Source organism: Janibacter sp. YB324, from assembly GCF_014217915.1.
Taxonomy (GTDB): Bacteria; Actinomycetota; Actinomycetes; order Actinomycetales; family Dermatophilaceae; genus Janibacter; species Janibacter indicus.
This window is the reverse complement of record NZ_CP060120.1, coordinates 2897693-2923078: the sequence shown is the minus strand read 5'-3', so window position 1 is coordinate 2923078 and position 25386 is coordinate 2897693. Positions and strand designations below refer to the sequence as shown.

The window sequence follows — 25386 nt, the reverse complement described above, 5'->3', positions numbered from 1 at the left end:
AACCAGCCTGCCCTGCAACGTGGTCCACGCATGAAGGTCCGGTCAGGCAATGGTCAGGCTTGTCCCCGCGGTTGGTCGAGCGCCCTTCGCTGGTCGAGGTGCGAGCTTGCGAGCCGTCCCCCTTCCGCTGGTCGAGGTGCGAGCTTGCGAGCCGTCCCCCTTCCGCTGGTCGAGGTGCGAGCTTGCGAGCCGTCCCCCTTCCGCTGGTCGAGGTGCGAGCTTGCGAGCCGTCCCCCTTCCGCTGGTCGAGGTGCGAGCTTGCGAGCCTCGAGACCCCTCAGGCCCGCGGCACCCGGTACTTCGCGAAGGCCGGCACGAGCGCCGAGGCGAGCAGCGTCAGGACGATGACGAGCACGCCGCCGACGATGGTCGTCGTGGCCGCGCCGATCTGCCCGGCGACGAGCCCGTGCAGCACGTCGGCGACGCGCGGACCGCCGGCGACGACGACGATGAAGACGCCCTGGAGCCGGCCGCGCATCGCATCGGTCGCCGAGTTCTGCAGCATCGTCGAGCGGAAGGCCGCGGAGGCGACGTCGGCCGCGCCACCCGCGGCGAAGAAGACGACCGCGACGGCGAGCCACAGCCCGGCCGACCCGTCGGCGAGGGCGACCGCGATGCCGAAGCCGGTGATCGCGCCACCCCACACGAGGATCGCGACCATGACGGCCAGGCCGTGCCGCTCCACCCGCGAGACCCACCCGGACATCACCCCGCCGAGGAAGGCGCCGGCGGGCATGGCGGCGAAGAGCACCGCGAAGGCCAGCCCACCGTCGACCGGTCCGCCGAAGTCGAGGTGCGCCATCTCGGGGATGAGCGCTCGCGGCATGCCGAAGACCATCGCGATGAGGTCGACGACGAAGGACATGAGCAGCACCGGGTGCCCGGCGAGGTAGACGAATCCGTCGAGCACCGACCGCAGCCCCGGGGTCGACCCGGCGACCGCCTCGACCGGCAGCGGCGGTAGCGAGATGACCGCCCACAGGGTCGCGAAGAGGCAGATCGTGTCGGCGAGGTAGAGCCAGGAGAAGCCGAGCACGGGGATGAGCGCGCCACCGACGAGCGGGCCGGCGATGGCACCGCCGGTGAAGACCGTCATGTTGAGCGTGTTGGCCGAAGGGAGGAGCTCGGCCGGCACGATGCGTGGCAGGACCGCCGAGCGGGTCGGTTGGTTGACCGCGAAGAAGGCCTGCTGCAGGGAAAAGATCGCGAGCAGCAGCCAGACGTTGGTGTTGCCGAGCGCGGCCTGCACGAAGAAGAGCGCCGAGGTGATGATCAGGCCCCACGTCGTCACGGTGAGGATCCGGCGCCGGTCGAAGTGATCGGCCAAGGAGCCGCCGTAGAGCCCGAAGACGACGAGCGGCACGAGCCCGAAGATGCCGGTCAGCCCGACGTAGGCGCTCGAGCCGGTCATCGAGTAAATCTGCGCGGGCACCGTGACGACGGTCAGCTGTGCACCGATGACCGTGACGATCTGGGCGGTGAAGAGTCGCCGGTATGCCGGCACCTGCAGGGGACGGGTGTCGGCCAGCAGGCCCCGGAGGCGACGCACCGCGTCACCCTACGCCCGCGCCAGAGCCCCCCGCGCACGGATGACGACGGGGGCGCTGGCTCCGGGCAGCAACTGCGTCCCGCTCGCCGGCCACCGGACCTCGAGGTCGACGGTCGGGGCGACTCGGTAGGGGCGCGCGAGCAGCAGCCCGCCGAGTACCCGCCGCAGCCGGGACATCTCGGCGCGGACCGTGACGACCCGGCTCGGGTCGGCGAAGACCTCGTCGGCGAGGGCCGCGGCGTTCAGCCCCGTGTCGCCCGCGCCGACGAGCGCGAGGAGCAGCTCGGCGTGGCGGGGTGTGAGCCGCCGTGTCCACGCGCCGGACTCGGCGACCACCTCGATGCTCGGCTCGGCGGTGAGGTCGAGCACGGCCCGCGGCGCGAGCGGGCCCTCGGCGGGCCCGCCGCGCAGCAGCCAGCCGCCGGGCAACGGCTCGACGACGACGTCGCCGAGCCCGGCGAGGTGGACGACGCCGGGCTGGAGGTCGTCGGGAAGGGCGACCCGCCGCTGGGTCAGCAGGCCGGAGGTCGCGGCGACGTGCCCGGCGCGGTCGACGACGGCGGCAGGGCTGCTGACGCGGGTGAGGACGTGGCCCGACCCGGTGCGCAGCTCCTCGAGGGAGCGGCGGTGCCGCTCGAGCAGCTCCATCGAGGCGAGCCGGGAGGCCATGGCCGCGGTCGCGAGCACGCTCGGGTGCATCGCCGTGCGCGGACCGCTGATGTCGACGACCCCGACGACCTCGTCGGTCCACGGGTCGCGCAGCGGAGCGGCGGAGCACCCCCACCGGGCGTGTGACTCGACGAAGTGCTCCGAGCCCTGGATGTGCACCGGTTCGCCGAGGACGAGGGCGGTGCCGATGGCATTGGTCCCGACATTGCCCTCGGTCCACTCGGAGCCGGGGACGAAGCCGAGGTCGTCGGCGAAGCGGCGCACCCCGGGGCGGCCCATCCGCCACAGCACGTGCCCGTCGGCGTCGGTGACGACGACGAGGTGGCCGCCGTCGACGACCGACTGGAGGTAGGGGGTGAGCTCGGAGGTGATGCGGTCGAGCCCGTGGTGGGTGCGGCGGCGCTGCACCTCGGCCTCATCGAGGGGCGCGATGCGGGGCCGTCCGCCGGGGTCGACCCCCGCGGCGCTCACCCTTCGCCACGACGCGATGACGTCCGCGCGGCCGGGGGGATCGCCCTTCGAGCACGCGCCGAGGTGGGCGTCGCGCTGCCGCGCACGCTCCCGCTCGCTCGGTTCCATGGCTCGCTCCTCACCCGACGGCGGGGGGAGCGGGAGGGATGCAACGTCATGCAACCCTGTCGCCCGGCGCCGCTGCCGGAGTTGTGTGGGTCACGGTACAACGCAAAGGAGCGGATCGTGACCCAGATGACCGAGCAGCAGACGACGACGGCGACCGAGCGGGCAACGGCCTGGTTCGGTGCCCTCGAGGCGGCCCTCACGGCGCAGGACGTGGCGGCTGCCGCAGATCTCTTCGCCACCGAGAGCTATTGGCGAGATCTCGTCGCCTTCTCGTGGAACCTCACCACCGTCGAGCACCGGGAGGGGGTGAGCGAGCTGCTCGAGAGCACGGCGCGTGCGACCGCGGCTCGCAGCTTCGCCCTCTCGGAGGAGGCGACCGAGGAGGACGGGGTGATCACCGCCTGGTTCACCTTCGAGACCGCGGTCGGCCGCGGCCGCGGGCTCGCCCGGCTCGTCACCGAGGACGGCGAGGACCGCGCCTGGACCTTCCTCACGACCCTCTACGAGCTCAAGGGCCACGAGGAGCCGCGCGGCGAGTACCGGCCGAAGGGGGCCGAGCACGGGGTCGACCCCCAGCGCCTCAGCTGGAAGGAGAAGCGCGAAGCCGAGGACGCGGCGATGGGCGTGAGCACCCAGCCCTACGTCCTCGTCGTCGGCGGCGGGCAGGGCGGCATCGCCCTCGGCGCCCGGCTGCGCCAGCTCGGGGTGCCCTCGCTCGTGCTCGACCGCAACGAGCGGCCCGGTGACCAGTGGCGACAGCGCTACAAGTCCCTCTGCCTCCACGACCCGGTCTGGTACGACCACCTGCCGTACCTGAAGTTCCCCGACAACTGGCCGGTCTTCGCCCCCAAGGACAAGATCGGTGACTGGCTGGAGAGCTACACGAAGATCATGGAGGTGCCCTACTGGGGCTCCACGACGGTCAAGAGCGCCAGCTACGACGAGGCGAAGGGGGAGTGGACCGTCGAGATCGAGCGTGACGGCACGCCGATGACGCTCCACCCGACCCAACTCGTCCTGGCCACCGGCATGTCCGGCAAGCCCAACGTGCCGGTCGTCCCGGGGCAGGACGTCTTCCGCGGCGAGCAGCACCACTCGTCCGGGCATCCCGGCCCGGACGCCTACGCCGGCAAGAAGGTCGTCGTCATCGGGTCCAACAACTCGGCCTTCGACATCTGCGGCGCGCTGTGGGAGCACGGAGCCGACGTGACGATGGTGCAGCGCTCGTCGACGCACATCGTCAGGAGCGCGAGCCTCATGGAGATCGGTCTCGGTGACCTCTACTCCGAGCGGGCGCTCGCGGCGGGGATGACGACGGAGAAGGCCGACCTCGTCTTCGCGTCACTGCCCTACCGGATCATGCACGAGTTCCAGATCCCGCTCTACGACAAGATGAAGCAGGTCGACGCCGACTTCTACGCGCGGCTCGAGGCGGCCGGCTTCGACCTCGACTTCGGTGACGACGGCTCGGGGCTCTTCCTCAAGTACCTACGTCGCGGGTCCGGCTACTACATCGACGTCGGCGCGGCCGAGCTCGTCGCTGACGGCAGCGTCAAGCTCGTCAAGGGCCAGCTCGACCACCTCACCGAGGACGCGGTGGTCCTCGCCGACGGCACCGAGCTCGAGGCCGATCTCGTCGTCTACGCGACGGGCTACGGCTCGATGAACGGCTGGGCCGCCGACCTCATCAGCCAAGAGGTGGCGGACAAGGTCGGCAAGGTGTGGGGCCTCGGCTCCGAGACGACCAAGGACCCCGGGCCGTGGGAGGGCGAGCAGCGCAACATGTGGAAGCCGACGCAGCAGGAGAACCTGTGGTTCCACGGCGGCAACCTGCACCAGTCGCGGCACTACTCGCTCTACCTGGCGCTCCAGCTCAAGGCGCGCTACGAGGGCCTCGACACCCCGGTCCACGCGCTGGCCCCGGTGCACCACCTCGGGTGAGCCTCGCCGAGGCGGTCGCTCACCCCAGGTCGGCGACCGCCTCGGCAACCTTCTCGTGCTCGGCACGCAGCCGCCGCAGGAAGTCCTTGGTCCGGGCGTGCTGCGGGTTGTTGATGACCTCGCTCGGCTTGCCCTGCTCGACGACGACGCCGGCGTCCATGAAGACGACCCGGTCGGCGACGTCGCGGGCGAAGGCCATCTCGTGGGTGACGACGATCATCGTCATGCCCTGACCGGCGAGGTCCCGCATGACCTCGAGGACCTCACCGACGAGCTCGGGGTCGAGCGCCGAGGTCGGCTCGTCGAAGAGCATGAGCTTGGGCTTCATCGCCAGGGCCCGGGCGATGGCCACGCGCTGCTGCTGGCCGCCGGAGAGCTGGTTGGGGTAGGCGTGCCCCTTGTCGCCGAGGCCCACCTTGTCGAGCAGCTCGGTCGCCTCGGCACGGACCTCGGACCGGGATCGGCCCTGCACGCGGACCGGCGCCTCCATGACGTTGTCGATGGCCGTCATGTGCGGGAAGAGGTTGAACCGCTGGAAGACCATGCCGATCTCGCGGCGCTGGGCGGCGATCTCCTTGTCCTTCAGCCGGTGCAGGCGCTCGCCCTTGAGCTTGTAGCCCATGAGGTCGCCGTCGACGAAGATCCGCCCGGCCTGGATGTCCTCGAGCTGGTTGATGCACCGCAGGAAGGTCGTCTTGCCCGAGCCGGAGGGCCCGAGCAGGCAGACGACCTCACCGGGGGAGACCTCCATGTCGATGCCCTTGAGCACCTCGTTGCTGCCGTAGGACTTGCGCACCTGCACCGCGCGCACGAGTGGCTGGCTCACTTGCCGCCTCCGATCGTCAGGCCCATGAGGCGGGTGCGGGTGGTGTCGTCCTTGGTCTGCGTGCGGGTGTTGCCGTAGCCGCGACCGAAGTGCCGCTCGAGGTAGTACTGCCCGACCATGAGCAGCGACGTGAGGATCAGGTACCAGGCGCACGCAGCGACGAGCGTCGGCATGATCTTCAGCGTCCGGTTGCCGATGATCGAGGTCTGGTTGAACAACTCGGTGCCCAGCGGTAGTGCGACCAGGAGCGAGGTGTCCTTGAGCATCGCGATGGTCTCGTTGCCCGTCGGCGGGATGATCACCCGCATGGCCTGCGGCAGGACGATGCGACGCATCGACAGGCTCGGCTTCATGCCCAGGGCCGCGGCGGCCTCGCGCTGGCCCTCGTCGACCGACATGATGCCGGCGCGGGCGATCTCGGCCATGTAGGCCGCCTCGGACAGACCCATCGCGATGATGCCCCAGATGAGCGTCGTGCTGATCTGGTTGACGTTGAGCGTGAAGAGGGTGAGGTCGCTGCTCAGCCCGAGGTAGCCGGCGAGCTGCTGGCTGAAGGGGAAGGGCCCGATGTCGAAGCGCGGATAGAGGTAGCCGATGCCGGTACCGAAGAGCGTGACGAGCACCAGGCGCGGGGATCCCGCGGAAGAACCACGTGTAGAGGAAGCCGACGAACTTCAGCACCGGGTTGTCCGAGAGCCGCATGACGCCGATGACGATGCCGAGGCTGACGCCGATGATCATCGACCCGATCGTCGCGATGATCGTGCCCTTGAGCAGCCCCTCGAGCACCGGGTTGAAGTTCATCACCTGCAGCGCGAAGGGGATGTCCCACCGCGGGTTGGTGACGAAGCTGGAGATCATCATCGCGAAGATCACCGCGATGACCACTAGGGCCACCCACCGACCCGGGTGACGCACCGGGACGGCGTCGATGGGGGCCGGCGTCCTCGGACACGGGGGCGGTCCCCCCTTCGCCTGCCGAAGGGGGGACCGCCGCGTCGTTCGTGCCGGACATCAGGGGTTGACGGCGAACTCGTCGATGCCGCCGGACTCGTTGCCCCAGTCCTTGAGGATCTGCTCGTAGGTGCCGTCCTCCTTCATGGACTCGAAGGCGGCGGCGATGGCCTCGCCGAACTCCTCCTGGTCCTTCGGGATGACGATGCCGTAGGGGGCGGAGTCGTAGATGTCGCCGAGGGCCTCGAGCTCCTCGCCCTGCTGCTTGACGGCGTAGAGGCTGATCGGGGAGTCAGCGGCCATGGCCTCGGTCTTGCCGGAGACGAGGCTCGCGGTGACCTTGGACTGCTCCTGCTCGACGACGATCTTGATCTTGTCGTCGCACTTCTTGTTGAGCTCCTCGAGCTCGTCGAACTGGACGGTGCCCTTCTGCACGCCGACGGTCGCGCCGCACGGGTCCTTGGGGTCGACCTTGCCGGGGTTGCCCTTGGCGGTGACCCACTGGGTGCCGGCGTCGAAGTAGCTGATCATGTTGACCTGCTTCTTGCGCTCGTCGTTGATCGTGAAGGAGCTGACCGCGACGTCGTACTTGTCCGAGGAGACACCGAGGATGAGCGAGTCGAAGGAGGCATTGCTCCACTTCGTCTTCAGGCCCATCTTGGCGGCGGCCGCGTCGAAGAGGTCGACGTCCATGCCCTCGACGGTCTTGCCGTCGTCCCCGAGGAACTCGTTGGGCGCGTAGGAGGCGTCGGAGCCGATGTTGAGCGTGCCCTTGCTCTTGATGTCCTCTGGCACGAGCTCGGCGACGGCGTCGTCGACCTCGACCTCGGCCGCCGAGGTGGTCTCGCCGCCCCCGCCGGAGTCGGAGCCCTCGAGCGAGTCGGACCCGCAGGCCGTGAGGGCGCTGACCCCGAGGGTCAGCGAGGCGAAGAGAGCGACGTGGGCGCGGCGCATGGTGGATCCTCCATCGAGCAGTGGGGCACTGGGTGCGTGCCCGGTGCGGGCCATGGTGCCACCACGGTGGTCGCGGCGGGGACTGCCCCGCCGCGACCTTGACCGTCTCGTGACTCAGCCGCGGCGCGCCAGCAGCGCCTGGACGAAGACCCGCTCGATGTCGTCGGGCGTCTCGGCGATGTAGCTCGTGCCGCCGGTCTCGTCGGCGATCTTCTGCAGGGCCGTGGGGTTGGCCTCGCCCATGCCGATGGTGATGACCCGGACCGGCCGCTTCGGGTCGTAGGACGTGTCGAGCTTGCTCAGCAGCTGGTTGAGCGAGAGGCCGCCGTTGGGGTCGTCGTTCTCGCCGTCGGTGAAGACGACGATCGAGTTGACGTAGTCGTCGTCGTATTCCTCGACCATCTGCTGGTGGGCGGCCCAGATCGAGTCGTAGAGCGCGGTGTCGCCCTCGACGAGCTTGTCGCTGCCCGCGACGATCCGCTTGAGCCGGTCGCGGTGGGAGCCGGAGCCGGCGGCGGCGTCGAGCCGCTGGACCGGCGCGAGCTCCTCGTAGTCCTTGCCCTTGCCGCGGTCGCTGCTGAAGACCCACGCGCCGACCTGGCTGCCGGCGGGGAGCATGTCGGCGCCCTGGGTGAGCGCCCCCTTCGTCACGTCCCACCGGGTCTCGCCGGGCGTGGGGCTGTCCCACTTCATCGAGCCGGAGGCGTCGACGAGCGCGAGCATGCGCATGTCCGTGCGCATGACGTCCCACTGCTCGACGGCGGAGATCCGCTCGTTGCGGTTGAGCGGCTCGAGCTCGGTGAGCTTCGGCGGGGTGGCACCGTCGATCTCGGGGCCGCCCTGTCCGTTGGAGTCGCGGAAGCCGGCCTCGGTGAGGGCCTCGCGCACCTCGAGCGAGCCCAGCTCGGTGCGGGCCCGGTCGGCGGTCTTGAGCTCGTCGCCGGCGAGCTCGGGGTTGGTGATCCACGGGTAGTCCAGCGTCAACGTCCCCCTTCTTCGGCATCACCGCGCGAAGGGGGGAGGCGTCACCGTTGTCGGCGTTCCACGCGGCGATCTGCTGCTCGGAGGCGGGGAAGGGCTGGGTCTTGCTCGGGTCGGCGGCGTAGTCGTCGAGGAGCTTGTCGATCGACGGCGCAGCGAAGCGCGACATGAAGATCAGTCGCTTGCCGGTGTCGAGACCGATCCGACCGGGCTGCCCGATGCGGCTGGCGTGGAAGGCCAGGCGGCTCGCGGTGTCGGAGTCGGGGTTGGCCATGCGCAGGCCACCGTCCTGGTTGAGCAGCGAGGACCACGAGGTGAAGCCGGTGCGGGAGTTCTCTTCTGCTCGTCGCTCGTCGCGAGGACGACGGGGGAGGAGGCGATCGACTGGCCCTCGAGCCACTGGCCCGTGCTGTTGCTGGGGTCGACCGCGTCGATCCACGTCGAGCTGTCGGGGATCCAGACGTCGGGGGCGGTGCCGTCGTTGATGCCCTGGGCGGCGTCGGCGGCCGAGGTGGCCGAGACGTCGAAGTTGGCGCACTCGTCCTGCTCGCGCACCTTGTCCAGGGCGTCCTCGAGCGCATCGGCGATCTCGGGGGTCGCGGCGACGGTGAGGGCGTCGCCGCCGCACGCGCTGTCGTCGCCGCCGCGGCCGAAGGCCGCGAAGGCGCCACCGCCGCACAGGGCCAGCACGAGCAGGGCAGCGATCGGCAGCAGCCAGCGCTTGCGCTTGCTCGCGGCCTCGTCCCGGCGACGGGAGTGCCTCGACGGGGCGGGCTCGTCCCCCTTCGTCGGGGTCGCCGCAGCGGCGCTCCCGGCTGCGGCCGAGGTGTCGGCTGGGCCCGAGGTGGTGCCGAGGTCGTCGTCCTCGTCCCACAGGTCGTGCCGTCGTCCGGGGCGGCCGTCGCTCATCCGTCTCTCCTCCATCGCCGGTGCTCCCTCGCTACCGGCCGGTCAAGTATGACCCACTAGGGGACCACAGCCGCCGCCCGTCGGGCGGGTCCTGTGCCCACGGTCACGTGTGCTGCCATGCTGGGCCCATGACCAACTTCCTCATCCGGACCGGCGTCAACGCCGTCGCGCTGTGGGTCGCCGCGTGGCTCATCGACGGGATCCACCTGGCCGACGGTGACGCGACCTTCGCCTCGAAGTTCGCGACCATCGTGCTCGTTGCGCTGATCTTCGGTGTCGTCAACGCGGTCGTGAAGCCGATCGCCAAGGTGCTGACCTTCCCCTTCATCGTCCTGACGCTGGGGCTGTTCACCTTCGTGGTCAACGCCTTCCTGCTCCAGCTCACCGAGTGGATCTCCTCGCCGCTGGGCCTGGACTTCGAGATCACCGAGTTCTGGTGGGACGCGGTCATCGGCGCCCTCGTCATCACGATCGTCTCGATGATCCTCAACTGGGTCCTGCCGGAGAAGGAGGACCTCGACCGCTGACCCCCGGACTCTGCATTGCCCTACGGCAATGCACTCTCTCGAGATCAAGACTCTGCATTGCCGTAGGGCAATGCAGAGTTGGCGGGGCTCAACCAGCCTCACTGTGGATAACTCCGGGACTCGGGTCGGTGATTCGACCAACGTGGTCGCATGGCACCCGTCATCGCGCGACACGTCGACCTCTCCGCCTTCCGCGGCCTCCCGCTCTTCACGACCGAGCAGGCCCGTGAGGCGCGGATCTCCGGGCACGACCTGACCGCCCTCATCCGTCGCGAGCAGGTCTGGCGCGTCGCGCCCGGTTGGTACTCCTGCCTGGTGGACGCGACCGATGACGAGCGGCACGTCCTGAGGACGGTCGCCCGGTTGCGGCTCCTCGGGGAGGGGGCAGCCGCGTGCCGCGTCTCGGCGGCCCTGTTGCTCGGTCTGCCGATCGCCCGGTGCGATCTGGCCACCGTGGAGATCGCGACTGCCGGTTCTGGTCACGGCCGGACCCGCACGGGAGTGCGCGTCAGCGAGTACGCGGCGAAGGGGGGAGCCTGCCGTGACGTCGACGTCCCCTTGGTGGGCGGCGCGGTGCGCGTCGTGGACCCCGCGACGGCGATCGTCGGGATGGCCGCGATCAACAGCGCGCCGGGCGCCCTCGTGGCCGCGGACTTCGCCGTGGCCCAGGGTATGTGCACCGTGGAGGACATCGCGGCGTCGCTGAAGGCGCACGCGGGATCCACGGGCATCGACCGTGCACGAGCGTGGCTGGCGGACATCGATCCGCGCCACGAGTCGGCGGGCGAGACCCTCACCGCGGTGATCCTGCGGCAAGGGTCCTGGGAGTTCGAGCCGCAGCTGTGGGTGCGTGCGGGCGGCCGCAGGTTCCGGCTGGACTTCGCGCTGCGTGAGTACAAGGTCGCCATCGAGTTCGACGGCGAGGGCAAGTACACCGGCCCCGAGGTGATGTTGGACCAGCTGGCGCGGCAGGCGGCCCTCGAGGCCGAAGGGTGGGTCTTCGTGCGACTGGGCTGGGCCGACCTGGACGACCCCTCGACGATCCTGCGGCGGATCGCCGAAGCCGTCGCCGTGGCCGAGGCCCGCTGAACTGCCCTTCGACCGGGTGAGACTGCATTGCCCTACGGCAATGCAGAGGCTTGACGTCGAGAGGTTGCATTGCCGTAGGGCAATGCAGAGTCCACGGGTGTCAGGAAGCGGCGCCCAGGAACTCCCGGGCCACCTCGATGAGTCGGTCGTTGGCCTCGGTCTCGCCGATCGTCACCCGCACGCCGTCGGTGCCGTAGGGGCGCACCGACAGGCCCGCCTCGGTGCACGCCGCGACGAAGTCGGCCGTGCGCTCGCCGAGCGGGAACCACACGAAGTTGGCCTGGCTCGGCGTCATCTGCCAGCCCGCCTCGGCGAGGGCGGCGAGCACCCGCTCGCGCTCGGCGACGATCTCCTTGACCCGCACGTCGAGCTCGTCCTTGGCCTCGAGCGAGGCGATCGCCGCGGCCTGGGCGATGAGGTTGACGCCGAAGGGGGTCGCGGTCTTGCGCAGCGCCTCGGCCACCGGCTCCGGCGCGACGGCGTAGCCGACCCGCAGCCCGGCGAGGCCGTAGGCCTTGGAAAAGGTGCGCAGGAGCATGACGTTGCCGTGCTCGCGACGAAGGGAGAGGCCGTCGACCTCCCCTTCGCCGTCGACGAACTCGAGGTAGGCCTCGTCGACGACGACGAGGACGTCACGCGGCACCTTGGCGAGGAAGGCCTCGAGCTCAGCGTGGGTCACCGACGGACCGGTCGGGTTGTTGGGGGTGCACACGAGCACGACGCGGGTGCGGTCGGTGATCGCGGCGGCCATCGCGTCGAGGTCGTGGCGCTGGTCGTCGGTCAGCGGCACCTGGACCGAGGTGGCGCCGGCTATGGCGACGACGATCGGGTAGGCCTCGAAGGAGCGCCACGCGTAGACGACCTCGTCGCCCGGGTCGCACGTCGACTGGATGATCTGGGCCAGCACGCCGACGGACCCGGTGCCGGTCGCGATCTGCTCCCGCGGCACGTCGAGCTGCGCGGCGAGGGCGTCGGTGAGGGCCGTGACGCCCATGTCGGGGTAGCGGTTGACCCCTTCAGCCGCCTCGCGGATGACCTCCACGACCGAAGGGAGAGGAGGGTGCGGGTTTTCGTTGGAGGAGACCTTGTAGACCGTCACTCCGTCACGCGGGGCAGGCGGTTTGCCGGCCACGTAGGCGGGGACCTGGTCGAGGGCGGAGCGCAGCCGCGGGGTGTCCATGCGCGCACCCTAGCCCCCCTCGCGCAGTGGGTCGGGACCGGTTTGGGCGTCCACCTGCTGAGACGCTAGGTTGGCCCCAGCCAGTGAACTGTGGCTCGGGTCACAAGCCCGCCGCAGCCGACCGGGGCGTCGACGTCGACGCCCCAGTGCCGCGGACGGGTGACCCCCGGGCCGGGCCGAAGGGAGCACACCGTGAGCGACAGCGACGTCGCCGGCCACGCCGGCACCCGAGGACATGTGGCGGGGGCCTTCGAGCCCTCGCCCGAGATGGGGCCGACGCCACCGTCCCAGATCGCCGGGCACTTCTCCGACGACAACCCCGAGATGGTCCAGTTCGTGGACGCCGAGGGCACCCGGCTGGAGACCAACGCGACCAACGCGCCCTACGCCCAGATCGTCGAGGACATGACGAGTGAGGACGCGCGCACGATCTACCGCGACCTCGTCCTCGTGCGCCGCATCGACGCCGAGGGCTTCGCCCTCCAGCGCCAGGGCGAGCTCGGCCTGTGGCCGAGCCTGTTCGGCCAGGAGGCCGCGCAGGTCGGGGCCGGCCGCGCGCTGCGCCCCCACGACTACGCCTTCCCCGGCTACCGCGAGCACGGCGTCGCGTGGTGCCGGGGCGTCGACCCGGTGAGCCTCTTCGGCATGTTCCGCGGGGTCAACCACGGCGGGTGGGACTCCAACGAAAACAACTTCCACCTCTACACGATCGTCATCGGCAACCAGATGCTCCACGCGGTCGGCTACGCCATGGGCATCACGGCCGACGGGGCCATGGGCACCGGCGACCCGGAGCGCGACAGCGCGGTCATGGCCTTCACGGGTGACGGCGGCACGAGCCAGGGCGACTTCAACGAGGCGCTCGTCTTCGCGGCCGTGACCAACGCCCCGGTCGTCTTCTTCGTCCAGAACAACCAGTGGGCGATCTCCGAGCCCAACGACAAGCAGTTCATCATCCCGCCCTACCAGCGCGCCCGCGGCTTCGGCTTCCCCGGCGTGCTCGTCGACGGCAACGACCCGCTGGCCACCTATGCCGTCGCCAAGGACGCGCTCGACAAGGCGCGCAGCGGTCAGGGCCCGACGCTCATCGAGGCCTACACCTACCGGATGGGCGCGCACACGACCTCCGACGACCCGACGAAGTACCGCAGCGACGCCGAGGTCGAGATCTGGAAGCACAAGGACCCGATCAAGCGCATGCGCGGCTTCATGACCGAGCGTGGCCACGCCGACCAGGCCTTCTTCGACGCGGTCGACGCCGAGGCCGGGCAGGTCGCCGAGCGCATCCGCACGGCCTGCCAGGAGATGCCCGACCCGGAGCTGCCGACGATGTTCGACCACCAGTACACCGAGCCGCACCCCGTCGTCGACGCCGAGCGCGAGGAGTTCCTCGCCTACCACGCCGGCTTCGCCGAGGAAGGAGACGCCCGATGAGCGGCCAGCGCCTCTCTCTCGCCAAGGGCCTCAACGCCGGCCTGCGCAAGGCCATGGACAAGGACCCCAAGGTCGTCCTCATGGGCGAGGACGTCGGCAAGCTCGGCGGCGTCTTCCGCATCACCGAGGGCCTGCAGAAGGACTTCGGCGAGCACCGGGTCCTCGACACCCCGCTCGCCGAGTCCGGCATCGTCGGCACCGCCGTCGGTCTGGCGCTGCGTGGCTACCGGCCCGTCGTCGAGATCCAGTTCGACGGCTTCGTCTACCCGGCCTTCGACCAGATCGTCAGCCAAGTCGCCAAGATGCACGCGCGTTCCCTCGGTCACCTCAGGGTGCCGATGGTCATCCGCATCCCCTGCGGCGGCGGCATCGGTGCGGTCGAGCACCACAGCGAGTCCAACGAGGCCTACTTCGCGCACACCGCCGGCCTGCGGGTCGTCTCGTGCAGCAATGCGGCCGATGCCTACTGGATGATCCAGCAGGCCATCGAGACCGACGACCCGGTGATCTTCTTCGAGCCCAAGCGCCGCTACCACGAGCGCGGCGAGACCGAGATCGACGAAGGGGGTGCCCCCGACCTCGGTCTCTACGACGCCCGCGTGGTCCGGGAGGGTCGTGACGCGACGCTCCTGTGCTACGGCCCGATGGTCAAGACCTGCCTGCAGGCGGCCGAGGCCGCGCGCGAGGAGGGTCGCGACCTCGAGGTCGTCGACCTGCGCTCGCTCAGCCCGCTGGACCTGCCGACGATCACCGACTCGGTGAAGAAGACCGGTCGCGCCGTCATCGTCCACGAGGCGCAGACCTTCGCCGGCCTCGGTGCGGAGATCGCCGCCCGGGTCCAGGAGGAGTGCTTCTACCACCTCGAGGCGCCCGTGCTGCGGGTCGGCGGCTACAACATCCCCTACCCGCCCAGCCGCTTCGAGGAGGAGTTCCTCCCGACCCTCGACCGGGTCCTCGACGCCGTCGACCGCTCGCTCGCGCACTGACAGGAGTCCCCGTGGCCGTCAAGAAGTTCAACCTGCCCGACCCCGGCGAGGGCCTCACCGAGGCCGAGGTGACGACCTGGAAGGTCAAGGTCGGCGACACCGTCGCCGTCAACGACATCGTCATCGAGGTCGAGACCGCCAAGTCGCTCGTCGAGCTGCCGATCCCCTTCGCGGGGACCGTCCTCGAGCTGCTCGTCGCCGAGGGCGACACCGTCGACGTCGGCGCCCCGATCATCGCGGTGGAGGTCGCCGGCTCCGACCCGGAGCCGGCCGCGCCTGCGGCCGGTGAGGCGGAGGAGGCCTCCGGCCCCAACCTCGTCGGCTACGGCGCCAAGGCCGGCAGCACCCGTCGGCGTGCCCGCAAGTCGGGCGGCGCCGCTGCGGCACCCGCCGCGCCTGCTCCGGCCGCTCAGGCTGCCCCGGCTGCCCCGCGCGCCCCCGCAGCGGCGGCGGCACCCCCTTCGGCCCCGGCGCAGCCGCTCACGGGCGCGCAGACCCGCGCCCTGGCCAAGCCGCCGGTGCGCAAGCTCGCCAAGGACCTCGGCGTGGACCTGCAGTCGGTCACCCCCACCGGGGACGGTGGGATCGTCACCCGGGCGGACGTCGAGGGCGCGGCCGCCGCGTCTGCAGACGGGCGCGGGGCGACCCCCTCGGCGAGCGTGGCGCCGGCGCCGCAGCGTCTCGACGCGGCGCCCGGCACCGAGGTGCGCGTCCCGATCAAGGGCGTGCGCAAGGCGACGGCGGAGGCGATGGTCGCCTCGGCCTTCACCGCGCCGCACGTCACCGAGTTCGTCACCGTCGACGTCACCGCGATGATGGAGATGGTCGACTGGCTCAAGCGCGATCGGGCCTTCGCCGACGTCAAGGTCACGCCGCTGCTGCTCGTCGCCAAGGCCTTCTGCCTCGCGCTGCGGCGGCACGGCGAGGCCAATGCGAGCTGGGACCAGGCGGCCCAGGAGATCGTGCTGCACCCGCAGGTCAACCTCGGCATCGCCGCGGCGACCCCGCGCGGGCTGCTCGTGCCCAACATCAAGGGCGCCGACCGGCTCTCGCTGCACGACCTGGCCGCCGCGCTCGGCGATCTCGTCGGGACCGCCCGGGAGGGCCGCACGCAACCAGCCGACCTGTCCGGTGGCACCGCGACGATCACCAACGTCGGCGTCTTCGGCGTCGACACCGGTACCCCGATCCTCAACCCAGGCGAGGCCGCGATCCTCGCCTTCGGGGCCGTGCGGCGCATGCCGTGGGTCGTCACCGCCGCCGACGGCAGCGAGTCGATCGAGCCGCGCTGGGTCACCCAGCTCGCGCTCTCTTTCGACCACCGTCTCGTCGACGGCGAGCTCGGCTCCAAGCTGCTCGCCGACGTCGGTGCCCTGCTCCACGACCCGGGCACGGCCTTCCTCTGGGCCTGAGCCAGGGCGACCCGCGTGGACTCTGCACTGCCCTACGGCAATGCAGTCTCTCGACGTCAAGACTCTGCATTGCCGTAGGGCAATGCAGTCCTGCGCGGGCGAAGGGGAGGTCAGCGCGCCTCGGCTGGTGGGTTGAGGTGATGGCGACCGGCTATCCGGTCGCTGGGACCTCCACCAATACGACGAAGGGAGGGTCCCGCCGGCGACAACCGGCGGGACCCTCCCTTCGTCATGGGCGGTGCCTCGACAAGCGGGTGGGACCCAGCTGACCCGCGTGGACTCTGCATTGCCCTACGGCAATGCAATCTCTCGACGTCAAGACTCTGCATTGCCGTAGGGCAATGCAGTCGCGCGGCGGGTCACCAGACGTACGTCAGGTTGCCCAGCCCCTCGCTGATGTTGCGGTAGCTCGTGCCCTGGCCGCCGCCCTTGGTGCCGTAGTGCATCCGGCCGCGACCGGAGGGCCACACCGCGACGATGTCGTCCTGCTGCGACGAGGAGACGTTGATGTCGCCGGGGGAGAGGACCGTGCGGTAGGCGCTCCAGCCGGTGCTCGTCGCGCTCGCCTGCTTCCACGCGGTGCCCGTGGAGGTCCAGGTGCGCATGCGGCCGCCGGCGGCGACGCCACGCAGGTCGTCGCGGCCGTCGCCGTTGACGTCGGCCACGAGCATGATGTTCTGGTAGTAGACGGCCGGCTTGCCCATCGTGCGGATCCGCTTGAGGCTGCCGGAGTCGGACATCTCGTAGTGGTCGACCGCGCCGCCGACCTTGCGGTTGAGGACGTCGAGCTTGCCGTTGCGGTCGACGTCGCCACCCGCGGCGATGTCGGTGTAGGAGCCCCAGCCGGTCGCGATCGTCTTGGGAGTGCCCAGGGCGCCGCTGCTCGTCGTGAGCATCAGCTGCAGCCGGCCGTCGCCACGGCGCACGAGGACGTCGGAGCGCTTGTCCTTGTTGACGTCACCGGCGGTGCCCAGCCAGGTGGCGTCCGAGAAGCCGGACTTGACGACCTTCTTCGCGCCGAAGTCGGTGCCCGATCCCTTCATCCGGTAGATCCGGCCGGTGGCCGACATGCCCATGAGGTCGGCCTTGCCGTCGGCGTCGACGTCACCGCGCTTGCCGCGGGTCGTCGGCGTGGGGGTGGTCGATCCGCCGAGCTTCGCGCGGTTCTTCCACACGATGCGCGAGACCCCCTCGATGGTCGCGACCTCGGTGCTCATCGCGCCGGGGTTGTCGTGGGTGAGCACGGCGATCGTGTAGTCGGGGTAGCCAGCGTTGACCCAGCCGATGGAGTTGACGTGCCAGCCGTCGGTGCGCGGCAGCCAGCCGTTCTTCAGCGCCACCTTGCCGGCGGGCGGGCCGGCCGTGACGCCCCAGTCCTGGCTGGAGTTGATCTGGCGCATCAGGCTCAGGCCGTACATGCGGTTGGTCGCGCTGAGCACGCTGGACGGGCGGGCGTAGTGCTCCATGAGCCGGGCCTGGTCGGCCGCGGTCGTGCTCGTCAGGCCCCAGTGGTTGTAGGGGTCGGCGACGGTACTCGTCATGCCGAGCCGGTCGGCGGTGCTGTCGATCGCCCGCCGGCCACCGATGTGGTTGAAGAGTGCCGTCGTCGCGTCGTTGTCGCTGTTGCGGATCATCGGGGAGATCTTCGACTTCTCCCAGGAGGACAGGGCGCGCCCCTCGCTCTGGGCCTTCATCATCACGGCCGACATGATCTGGACCTTGACGATGCTCGCGGTGACGTTGCGGGAGGAGACCTTGGTGTAGGTCCAGGACTTGCCGGTGCCGGGTCGGCGGACGGCGACCCCGACGGCACCGGGGCGGGAGTTGAGATAGCTGCGCAGCTCCGACTCGAAGGGGAGTGCGGCGGCGGTCGACATCGTGTCGCCCTGGGCGGCGGCCTGCGGCGCCACCGCGGCGCTGGTGTCGACCTCGACGGTGAAGGTCAGCTGCCCGGTCACCGTGCCGGAGGAGGGGGCCTTGGCGGCCTGGGTGGCCGGCAGCACCTTGGCGATCGCGCTGGCCGTCGTCTCCTCGTCGGCGGTGCACAGGGCGCCGTCGCCGGTGGGCGCGACCTCGACCTGGTGGCCGGAGGCGTCCTCGCCGGTGAAGCCGGGGCGGCCGACGACGGTCAACGGGCCCCGCTCGATCTCGGCGGTGCCACCGCGAGTGAGGTCGCCGGTGAGGGTCACGGTGTCGGCGCCGATGCCCTCGCAGTTGACGTCGATGCCGGTGCTGGTCGGTGCGGCGGGGGCGGCACCGGCGGACGAGCCGATGAGCGCGCTCGACGTCGCGAGGACGAGTGCGGTGAGTGCAGCACTGCGATAACGCATGGTGGGTTCCCCCGGTCTGAGGCAGATGACGTCGTCATCTTGGCAGACGCCCGGCCGGTCTGCCGGGTTGCCCCGGTGTCAGCAGCGGTGTCAGGGGCGGTGGCGCTGGTCCGTGGAGACGGCGTCGCAGAAGCGGTCGACGTAGCCGATGAAGGCCGCGATGTCGTTCTCGCTCCAGTCGTCGAGCAGCTCGGCGAACCAGGCCTCGCGGCGCTCCACGAGCTCGTCGAGCAGAGCAGCGCCCTCGTCGGTCAGCGCGACGAGCTGGGCGCGGCCGTCCTGCGGGTCGGGCACCTTGTGCAGCAGTCCGAGGGAGGTCAGGTGGCTCACCTGGCGGCTGACCGTCGACGCGTCGGAGAGGTTGCGCTCGGCGATGTCGCCGACCCTGCTCGGGGCGTCGCGGACGGCGACGAGCACCGAGTGGTGGCTCGCCTCGACGGCGGGGTGCACGCGAGGGGCGCGCACGCGCGTGGCGTGGAGCATGCGCAGCATCCGGATGACGCTGGTGCTCAGCTCTGCGGACGACGACGTGGTCACGGGCACTCCCTTCGATCGGTCCATGACAGCACACGATGCGGTGGTCCCCGGACTCGTTGCCTAGATTAGAGGGCATGTCAGCCAGCCCGGGCGCCCCCCGCACCACCTCCGTCCCGCTCGGGATCCTCGGCCTCGTCAGCGTCCTCGCGGTCGTCGCGGCCACGGCCTTCGGTGGAGGTGCGGCGCCGCTGGAACTCGGCGACCCCGGTGGCTTCGTCCGCTGGTCGCTGCCCGTGCTGCGGGTCGTCCACGACGCCGCAGCCGCCGTGACCGTCGGCGCGCTCGTCCTCGGCGCCTTCCTCGTGCCCGAGACCACCCGCACGACCCGACGCGAAAGCCTGGCCCAGCTGGCCGGCGGTGCGGCGATCGTCTGGTTCCTCGCGGGCATCGGCCGGATGCTCACCGACTTCGCCTCCCTCGCGGGCCTGCGCCTCACCGACCCCACCTACTTCTCCCAGCTCGTCGCCTTCGTCTGGGAGCTGGACAGCACCCGCACCGCGGTCATCTCCTCGGCAATCGTCGGCGTCATCGCGATCGCCGCCCCGCTGGCCCGGACGAAGGGAGCGCTGGCCTGGGCCGCTGCCGGCTCCGTCCTCGCGCTGCTCCCGCTCGCCCTCTCCGGGCACTCCGCCGCCAGCCTCGACCACATGAGCGGGGTCAACGCCCTAGCCTTCCACCTCGTCTCGGCGACGGTGTGGATCGGTGGGCTCGTCGCGCTCCTCGTCGTCCGTCCCTCGCTCGGCACCCACCTGGCCGTGACCGTGCGGCGCTACTCGAGCATCGCCGCGTGGTGCTTCGCGCTGCTCGTCCTCTCCGGCCTGCTGGCCACGTGGATCAACATCGGCGGCCTCGGTGGTCTCGACTCGCGCTACGGGGTCCTGCTCCTCCTCAAGGCCGCGGCCGCGATCGTCCTCGGGGTCATCGGCTGGTGGCACCGCCACCGGATCATCGCCGGACTGGAGGCGGGCGCCCAGGGGGCATCCCCCCTTCGAGGCTCGGGCCTGAAGGCCCTCGCACCTCAGGACAGCGCCTTCGTCCGGCTGGCGCTCGGCGAGGTCGCCGTCATGGCCACCGCCGTGGGGCTCGGCGTGGCGGTGGGGCGCACGCCGACCCCCGAGACCGCCCAGACCGCGCCGGAGAACGCCGTCGTCTACGACCTCTCCGGCTACCCCGACCCCGGGCCGCCGAGCGCGACGAGCTGGATCAGCGACTGGCAGATCGACTGGCTGTGGCTGACCGTCGCCGTCGTCGCGGTCGTCGTCTACGTCCGGTGGGCCCTGCGGCTGCGGGCTCGTGGCGACCACTGGCCGCTGCTGCGCACGATCAGCTGGGTCCTCGGCTGGGTCGTCTTCGTCTACTTCACCTCGGGCGGGCCGGCCGTCTACGGCAAGATCCTCTTCTCCTGGCACATGATCGAGCACATGGGCGTGGCGATGATTGCCCCGCTGCTGCTCGTGCCGGGTGCCCCGATCACCCTGGCGCTGCGGGCCCTGCCAGCACGCAAGGACAAGACTCTCGGGCCCCGCGAGCTCATCCTGGCGACGGTCCACTCGAGCTACCTGCGGGTGCTGGCCAACCCCGCGGTCGCGGCGTCGCTCTTCTTCTTCAGCCTGGCAATCTTCTACTACAGCCCGCTCTTCGAGCTGGCGATGCGCACGCACACCGGCCACGTGCTGATGATGGTGCACTTCCTGCTCACCGGGTACATGTTCACCTGGGTGCTCATCGGCATCGACCCGGGCCCCAAGCGGTGGTCGCCGCTCGCCCTGCTCGTCGTGCTCTTCGCGACGATCAGCTTCCACGCCTTCTTCGGCGTCATCCTCACCCAGTCGACGCAGCTGCTCGCCGAGGACTTCTTCGGTCGGCTCGACCTGTCGTGGATGCGCGACCCGATCGCCGACCAGCAGCGCGGCGGCGCGATCGCCTGGGGCGTGGGCGAGGCGCCGACCCTCGTGCTGGCCATCGCCGTGGCCTGGCAGTGGATGCGCTCGGACGACCGCGAGACCGCACGGCGCGACCGGGCGGCCGACCGCGACGGTGACGCCGAGCTCGAGGCCTACAACAGGCACCTGGCCGGCCTCTCCCGCGAGGACTGACGCACGGCGCGAGCCCGGCCGTCAGCGCAGGCCGGACGACGACGGAGCCGGGCCCCGACGGGGCCCGGCTCCGGGTGCGTGCGGGCGGCGGTCAGCCGCAGTTGCTCCACTCGGCGGTGGTGCTCTTGGCGGCCCAGCCGTTGGAGTTGCCCTTGTAGATCGCGCGGTAGCGGTAGCAGGCGCTCGGCTTGACCGAGGTGTTCCACCCGAAGTAGCCGTGACCGTTGGTCTTCGTCGAGCCGGCGTCGAACCAGTAGGTGCCGTAGGCCTGCCGGGCCTGGATGTGGACGTTGACGTAGCGCAACGGGCGGGTCGGGTTGGCGACGAGCTGGGTGATCCGGCCGGTGACCTTGGTGCCGCCGTTGCTCGTCGCGACCGGCTTGGCGGTCGTGCGCACCCACTTGCCCGGCTTGGCCGTCTGGCGCTCCCAGTTGCTGTGCCGGCCGGTGTACCAGGCATTGCCCGAGTAGACCGCGCGGTAGGTCTTCGAGCGGTCGGCCGTCAGCGAGACGGAGAAGGCGCCGTTGGAGTTGGTCTCCGGGCGGGCGACCGTGCGCCACGTCGTGGAGCCGACATTGCGTGCCTGCAGCGAGATCGAGCGGCCGGTCAGCGGGCGGTAGGTCTTCGAGTCGTAGAGCTCGCCGATGACGGTCAGCCGCTCGTTGACCCCGCTCCACAGCGGCTCGACCGTGAGGTTGAAGCCGGGCCTGCTCTTGGCGGTGGTCGCTGCCGGGGCGGCCGGCGCGGCGGGTGCCGCACTGCTGGCGGTGGGGACGAGGGAGGCGGCGAGGGCGGTCGTGGCGGTGAGGACCATCGCGCGGCGGGTGCTCGGGCGCATCTGAGGCTCCAGGGACGAGAGAGAGGGGCGTGGCGGGTGTGACTCATGTGACTGGTGTGGTCACAATCGCAGTGTGCCCGGTCCACGGGTCTAGGGTGGGGCGAAACGCCGAAGAGAGGGGTACTCCATGGGCGGCGAAGCCCTGTTCTGGATCTTCATCGTCGTCTTCAGCCTGCTGATGATCGCCGGCTTCTTCCTCCTCGATCGGCCGCGCCGTTCGCGCGAGGTGCCCACGCGGCTGTCCGTCCACACCGACCCCAAGGACCCCCGCGGTCGGCACCAGCCGGCCGAGAGGGTCGACCCCACCGAGACCACCAACCGGCTCTGAGCCGGAGTCAGGAGCACGACATGTACATCGGCGCCGGGATCTTCCTGCTGCTCGTCGGACTCGTCATCGTCTTCGCCTACAACGGCGACATGTCGATCGCCGGCCTCGACCTCGCGGCCCTAGGGTGGATCGCCATCGGCCTGGGCGTCCTCGCGATCGTCCTGAGCTTCCTGCTCACGAGCCGCCGTCGCGAGACCGTGGTCCGCGACGACCGTCGCTACTGACGTTCCCGAGCACGACGAAGGGGAGGTCCCGCCAGCCGGCGGGACCTCCCCTTCTCATGTGCGTGCGGGTCAGAAGGCCGACTCGGGCACGTCCATGAGGGTGTTGTCCGTGGCCTCGGCGATGGCGCGCTCGCCGGCCAGGAGCGGGAGGACGTTCTTGGCGAAGAAGCTCGCCGCGGCGATCTTGCCCGTGTAGAAGTCCTTGTCCTTGCCCTCCGCGCCGGCCTCGAGGGCCTCGGTGGCAACGGCGGCCTGGCGCAGCAGCAGCCAGCCGACGACGAGGTCGCCGGCGCCGAGCAGCAGACGCGAGGTGTTCTGGCCCACCTTGTAGATGTTGGTGATGTCCGCGCCCTCCTGCTTGGGGTCGGAGGCCATGAGCGCCTGGAACATCGCGCCGAGGATGCCCTGGACGTTTTCCAGGCCCTGGCCGAGCAGCTCGCGCTCGTGCTTGAGCGCACCGCCCTGCGCGTCGACGTCCTGGGCGAACTCCTGGATCTGCATCGCGAGGTGACCCAGCGCCTGGCCGTTGTCGCGCACGATCTTGCGGAAGAAGAAGTCCTGACCCTGGATGGCCGTGGTGCCCTCGTAGAGGGTGTCGATCTTCGCGTCGCGGACGTACTGCTCGATCGGGTACTCCTGCAGGAAGCCGGAGCCACCGAAGGTCTGCAGCGACTCGGTGCCGAGGAGGGTCCAGGCCCGCTCGGAGCCCAGGCCCTTGACGATCGGCAGCAGCAGGTCGTTGACCCGGTTGGCCATCGCGGCGGGGGAGTCGTCGGCGATCTCCTCGACGCCCGTCGCGAGCTGCTCGACGTCGACGGTGTCCTGCTGGCTCGACGTGAGCGTGACGAGCGCCCGCAGGCCCTCGGCGTAGGCCTTCTGCAGCATGAGGCTGCGGCGCACGTCCGGGTGGTGGGTGATCGTCACACGCGGCGCGTCCTTGGCGGGCGTCGTCAGGTCGGCGCCCTGGACGCGCTCCTTGGCGTACTCGAGCGCGTTGAGGTAGCCGGTGGAGAGGGTGGCGATGGCCTTGGTGCCGACCATCATCCGGGCGTTCTCGATGACGCGGAACATCTGGGCGATGCCGTCGTGGACGTCGCCGAAGAGGGTGCCGACGGCGGCGTGCTTCTCGCCGAAGGTCACCTCGCAGGTCGTCGAGACCTTCAGGCCCATCTTCTTCTCGACGTTGGTGACGTAGACGCCGTTGCGCTCGCCCAGCTCGCCGGTCTCGAGGTCGACGGCGTACTTGGTGAGGATGAAGAGGCTCAGGCCCTTGGTGCCCGGGCCGGCGCCCTCGGGGCGGGCGAGAACGAAGTGGACGACGTTGTCGGTCATGTCCGACTCGGCCGAGGTGATGAAGCGCTTGACGCCCTCGATGTTCCACGTGCCGTCGCCGTTGTCGGTGGCCTTGGTCCGCCCGGCGCCGACGTCCGAGCCGGCGTCGGGCTCGGTGAGCACCATGGTGCAGTGCCAGCCCTTCTCGGCAATCCACTTCGCGAGCTTCTTCTGCTCGTCGGTGCCGAGCAGGTAGAGCAGCTTGGCGAAGGAGTAGCTCGCGCCGAACATGCCGATCGCCGGGTTGGCGCCGAGGACGAGCTCGTTCATCGCCCAGCGCAGCGACGGGGGAGCGACGGTGCCGTCGAGCTCCTCGGGCAGGTCGAGCGACCAGAAGCCAGCGTCCTGGAAGGCCTTGTACGACTTCTTGAAGGACTCGGGCATCGCCACGGACGAGGTCTCGGGGTCGAAGACCGGGGGGTTGCGGTCGGCGTCCGCGAAGGACTCGGCGAGCTCGTTCTCGGCCAGACGCGCGTACTCCTTGAGCATCTCGCGCGCGGTGTCGGCGTCGACAGCCTCGTAGGGGCCCTGGCCCAGGATCTCGTCGCGACCGAAGACCTCGAAGAGGTTGAACTCGATGTCGCGCAGGTTGCTCTTGTAGTGACCCATGCAGGCGTCTCCTGGTCGTGTCGTGCGCCGGGCCTGCCCGACGCTGGGGACAGCACAGTAAGCAAGCGCTTACTGTGCATTCGATTCATCTTCACCCCGCCGCGCTTGCTGGGGCAAGCGAATGTCAGGTGACCTGAGGCACAACGCAACTCGTCCCCCTTCGCCATGGACGAAGGGGGACGAGGTCACCTGCTCGAGGTGGGCGGCTCAGCGCACCGCGTCGTGCCAGGCCAGGGCTGCGTCGAGCTGGTCGCGCATCTGCGCCGGCCGGGGCGGGGAGTGGCCGTCGGCGAAGTCGTCGAAGACGAGCGAGAAGCGGGGGTGTCCCTCGAGGTCGTCGGGGTCGACGCCGGCGGCGGAGAGGAAGGGGCGGACGTGGTCCTCGAGGTGACCGGGGTCGCCGCTGTTGTGGACGAGGCGCACGCAGGCATCGGGCTGGTCGGGGCCGGCCGCCCAGCGGTGGGTCAGGTCGACGCGGTCGCGGTGGGCCGCCTCGACGGAGTCCATGTCGGGGTGCTCGGGGAAGAGGCGGGTGCGGAAGATCTTCACCGGCATGCGCTCGTAGCGGGAGACGCGCGTCTGCGGGGAGAAGGGCACGGCGAGCGAGCCGGGTGTGTGCGCCGCGAGGGCGATCGACGCGTAGCCGCCGCCGCTGCTGCCGGTGAAGACCGTGCGCCGTGCGCCGAGACGGCCGGCCAGGGCCGTCACCTCGTCGGCGAGGCGGGCGGTGACATCGTGCTCCTGCGGCCCGATGTACCAGGCGAGCGGGATCGCCTCGTCGACCTGCAGCGACGGGTCCGAGACGAAGAGCAGGCTCTCGGGACGCTCGCGCAGGGTCCGCAGCCACTCGAAGCGCGGCAGCGTCACGTCCTTGCGCACCAGCGCGCCGTGGAGCACGACGACGAGGTCGGGATGGTCACGACGCAGCAGGAGGGTGTCGATCGTCAGCCGCGGGTCGTCCGGCTGGGTCAGGCGAGTCAGCTGGCGGGTGCCGACCTCCGGCAGGGTCGCGTCCGCAAATCCTGTGGCCGCCACGACCGGCGCCTCGGCGCGCTCGTCCCATGTGCTGCTCGGCATTGGGCAACGGTACGACGGGCGCACG

23 protein-coding genes are annotated in these 25386 nt (G+C 70.5%); 10 read left to right on the top strand and 13 right to left on the bottom strand.

Features of this window, described 5'->3' with window-relative positions; genetic code table 11:
• Positions 1 to 277: 277 nt before the first annotated feature.
• Together H7A72_RS14365 and H7A72_RS14360 are read right to left on the bottom strand one after the other, a co-directional pair.
• Complete coding sequence (locus H7A72_RS14365; RefSeq protein ID WP_185220949.1) at positions 278 to 1549, bottom strand: MFS transporter; 1272 nt, start codon at positions 1547 to 1549, stop codon at positions 278 to 280.
• A 9-nt stretch (positions 1550 to 1558) separates the two neighbouring features.
• On the bottom strand, positions 1559 to 2797 hold the full coding sequence (locus H7A72_RS14360) for a GAF domain-containing protein (protein WP_185220948.1): 1239 nt from the start codon (positions 2795 to 2797) through the stop codon (positions 1559 to 1561).
• 126 nt (positions 2798 to 2923) lie between these two features.
• Between H7A72_RS14360 and H7A72_RS14355 the strand changes: the two genes are divergently transcribed.
• Positions 2924 to 4738: an NAD(P)/FAD-dependent oxidoreductase gene (locus H7A72_RS14355; protein WP_185222413.1), complete on the top strand. Its 1815-nt coding sequence runs from the start codon at positions 2924 to 2926 to the stop codon at positions 4736 to 4738.
• 19 nt (positions 4739 to 4757) lie between these two features.
• On the opposite strand, the gene H7A72_RS14350 is transcribed toward H7A72_RS14355, so the two are convergent.
• Together H7A72_RS14350 and H7A72_RS14345 are read right to left on the bottom strand one after the other, a co-directional pair.
• Positions 4758 to 5564: an amino acid ABC transporter ATP-binding protein gene (locus tag H7A72_RS14350; protein ID WP_072625660.1), complete on the bottom strand. Its 807-nt coding sequence runs from the start codon at positions 5562 to 5564 to the stop codon at positions 4758 to 4760.
• Complete coding sequence (locus H7A72_RS14345) at positions 5561 to 6187, bottom strand: amino acid ABC transporter permease (protein WP_223277662.1); 627 nt, start codon at positions 6185 to 6187, stop codon at positions 5561 to 5563. The genes H7A72_RS14350 and H7A72_RS14345 overlap by 4 nt, the downstream gene beginning before the upstream one ends.
• Positions 6188 to 6297: 110 nt before the next feature.
• Between H7A72_RS14345 and H7A72_RS16765 the strand changes: the two genes are divergently transcribed.
• Positions 6298 to 6477 (top strand): hypothetical protein, encoded by a 180-nt coding sequence (locus H7A72_RS16765; RefSeq protein WP_223277661.1) that lies wholly within the window; start codon positions 6298 to 6300, stop codon positions 6475 to 6477.
• Positions 6478 to 6578: 101 nt separating this feature from the next.
• Here the strand turns inward: H7A72_RS16765 and H7A72_RS14340 are convergent, their stop codons facing one another.
• The 3 genes from H7A72_RS14340 to H7A72_RS14330 all read right to left on the bottom strand — a co-directional run bounded on the left by H7A72_RS14340 (position 6579) and on the right by H7A72_RS14330 (position 9362).
• Positions 6579 to 7472, bottom strand: a complete 894-nt coding sequence (locus tag H7A72_RS14340; RefSeq protein ID WP_185220947.1) for an ABC transporter substrate-binding protein — start codon at positions 7470 to 7472, stop codon at positions 6579 to 6581.
• A 114-nt stretch (positions 7473 to 7586) separates the two neighbouring features.
• Positions 7587 to 8456 (bottom strand): VWA domain-containing protein, encoded by an 870-nt coding sequence (locus H7A72_RS14335; protein WP_185220946.1) that lies wholly within the window; start codon positions 8454 to 8456, stop codon positions 7587 to 7589.
• Positions 8457 to 8627: 171 nt separating this feature from the next.
• A complete protein-coding gene (locus H7A72_RS14330) occupies positions 8628 to 9362 on the bottom strand; it encodes a substrate-binding domain-containing protein (protein ID WP_185220945.1) in 735 nt (244 codons plus the stop codon).
• Between the two features lie 128 nt (positions 9363 to 9490).
• Between H7A72_RS14330 and H7A72_RS14325 the strand changes: the two genes are divergently transcribed.
• Together H7A72_RS14325 and H7A72_RS14320 are read left to right on the top strand one after the other, a co-directional pair.
• On the top strand, positions 9491 to 9889 hold the full coding sequence (locus tag H7A72_RS14325; protein WP_072625657.1) for a phage holin family protein: 399 nt from the start codon (positions 9491 to 9493) through the stop codon (positions 9887 to 9889).
• 150 nt (positions 9890 to 10039) lie between these two features.
• Positions 10040 to 10978: an endonuclease domain-containing protein gene (locus tag H7A72_RS14320; protein WP_185220944.1), complete on the top strand. Its 939-nt coding sequence runs from the start codon at positions 10040 to 10042 to the stop codon at positions 10976 to 10978.
• A gap of 100 nt (positions 10979 to 11078) precedes the next feature.
• Here H7A72_RS14320 and hisC read toward each other — a convergent pair whose 3' ends face one another.
• On the bottom strand, positions 11079 to 12158 hold the full coding sequence (gene hisC / locus H7A72_RS14315) for a histidinol-phosphate transaminase (RefSeq protein WP_185220943.1): 1080 nt from the start codon (positions 12156 to 12158) through the stop codon (positions 11079 to 11081).
• Between the two features lie 192 nt (positions 12159 to 12350).
• On the opposite strand from hisC, the gene pdhA reads away from it, so the two are divergent.
• Genes pdhA through H7A72_RS14300 form a run of 3 tightly spaced genes read left to right on the top strand, consistent with a single transcriptional unit; the run spans position 12351 to position 15990 of the window.
• Positions 12351 to 13592, top strand: coding sequence for a pyruvate dehydrogenase (acetyl-transferring) E1 component subunit alpha (gene pdhA, locus H7A72_RS14310; RefSeq protein WP_185220942.1), 1242 nt, complete (start codon positions 12351 to 12353; stop codon positions 13590 to 13592).
• Complete coding sequence (locus H7A72_RS14305; RefSeq protein ID WP_185220941.1) at positions 13589 to 14578, top strand: alpha-ketoacid dehydrogenase subunit beta; 990 nt, start codon at positions 13589 to 13591, stop codon at positions 14576 to 14578. The genes pdhA and H7A72_RS14305 overlap by 4 nt, the downstream gene beginning before the upstream one ends.
• 11 nt (positions 14579 to 14589) lie before the next feature.
• Entirely contained in the window at positions 14590 to 15990 is a 1401-nt protein-coding gene (locus H7A72_RS14300) for a dihydrolipoamide acetyltransferase family protein (protein ID WP_185220940.1), read from the top strand.
• A 359-nt stretch (positions 15991 to 16349) separates the two neighbouring features.
• On the opposite strand, the gene H7A72_RS14295 is transcribed toward H7A72_RS14300, so the two are convergent.
• Together H7A72_RS14295 and H7A72_RS14290 are read right to left on the bottom strand one after the other, a co-directional pair.
• Positions 16350 to 18320: an FG-GAP-like repeat-containing protein gene (locus tag H7A72_RS14295; protein WP_185220939.1), complete on the bottom strand. Its 1971-nt coding sequence runs from the start codon at positions 18318 to 18320 to the stop codon at positions 16350 to 16352.
• A gap of 90 nt (positions 18321 to 18410) precedes the next feature.
• On the bottom strand, positions 18411 to 18857 hold the full coding sequence (locus H7A72_RS14290) for a MarR family winged helix-turn-helix transcriptional regulator (protein ID WP_159451143.1): 447 nt from the start codon (positions 18855 to 18857) through the stop codon (positions 18411 to 18413).
• Positions 18858 to 18931: 74 nt separating this feature from the next.
• Between H7A72_RS14290 and H7A72_RS14285 the strand changes: the two genes are divergently transcribed.
• Positions 18932 to 20953 carry a cytochrome c oxidase assembly protein gene (locus H7A72_RS14285; protein ID WP_185220938.1) on the top strand — a complete coding sequence of 674 codons (2022 nt, stop codon included), beginning with the start codon at positions 18932 to 18934 and terminating at the stop codon, positions 20951 to 20953.
• A gap of 91 nt (positions 20954 to 21044) precedes the next feature.
• Here the strand turns inward: H7A72_RS14285 and H7A72_RS14280 are convergent, their stop codons facing one another.
• Positions 21045 to 21791: a hypothetical protein gene (locus tag H7A72_RS14280; RefSeq protein ID WP_185220937.1), complete on the bottom strand. Its 747-nt coding sequence runs from the start codon at positions 21789 to 21791 to the stop codon at positions 21045 to 21047.
• A 127-nt stretch (positions 21792 to 21918) separates the two neighbouring features.
• On the opposite strand from H7A72_RS14280, the gene H7A72_RS14275 reads away from it, so the two are divergent.
• Positions 21919 to 22119 carry a hypothetical protein gene (locus H7A72_RS14275; RefSeq protein ID WP_072625648.1) on the top strand — a complete coding sequence of 67 codons (201 nt, stop codon included), beginning with the start codon at positions 21919 to 21921 and terminating at the stop codon, positions 22117 to 22119.
• Between the two features lie 20 nt (positions 22120 to 22139).
• The gene (locus tag H7A72_RS14270; RefSeq protein ID WP_072625647.1) at positions 22140 to 22343 is read left to right on the top strand and encodes a DUF6458 family protein; all 204 of its coding nucleotides are present in this window, start codon (positions 22140 to 22142) and stop codon (positions 22341 to 22343) included.
• Between the two features lie 69 nt (positions 22344 to 22412).
• Here H7A72_RS14270 and H7A72_RS14265 read toward each other — a convergent pair whose 3' ends face one another.
• Positions 22413 to 24284: an acyl-CoA dehydrogenase gene (locus H7A72_RS14265; protein WP_185220936.1), complete on the bottom strand. Its 1872-nt coding sequence runs from the start codon at positions 24282 to 24284 to the stop codon at positions 22413 to 22415.
• A 207-nt stretch (positions 24285 to 24491) separates the two neighbouring features.
• Positions 24492 to 25361: a hypothetical protein gene (locus tag H7A72_RS14260; protein ID WP_185220935.1), complete on the bottom strand. Its 870-nt coding sequence runs from the start codon at positions 25359 to 25361 to the stop codon at positions 24492 to 24494.
• Positions 25362 to 25386: the final 25 nt, after the last annotated feature.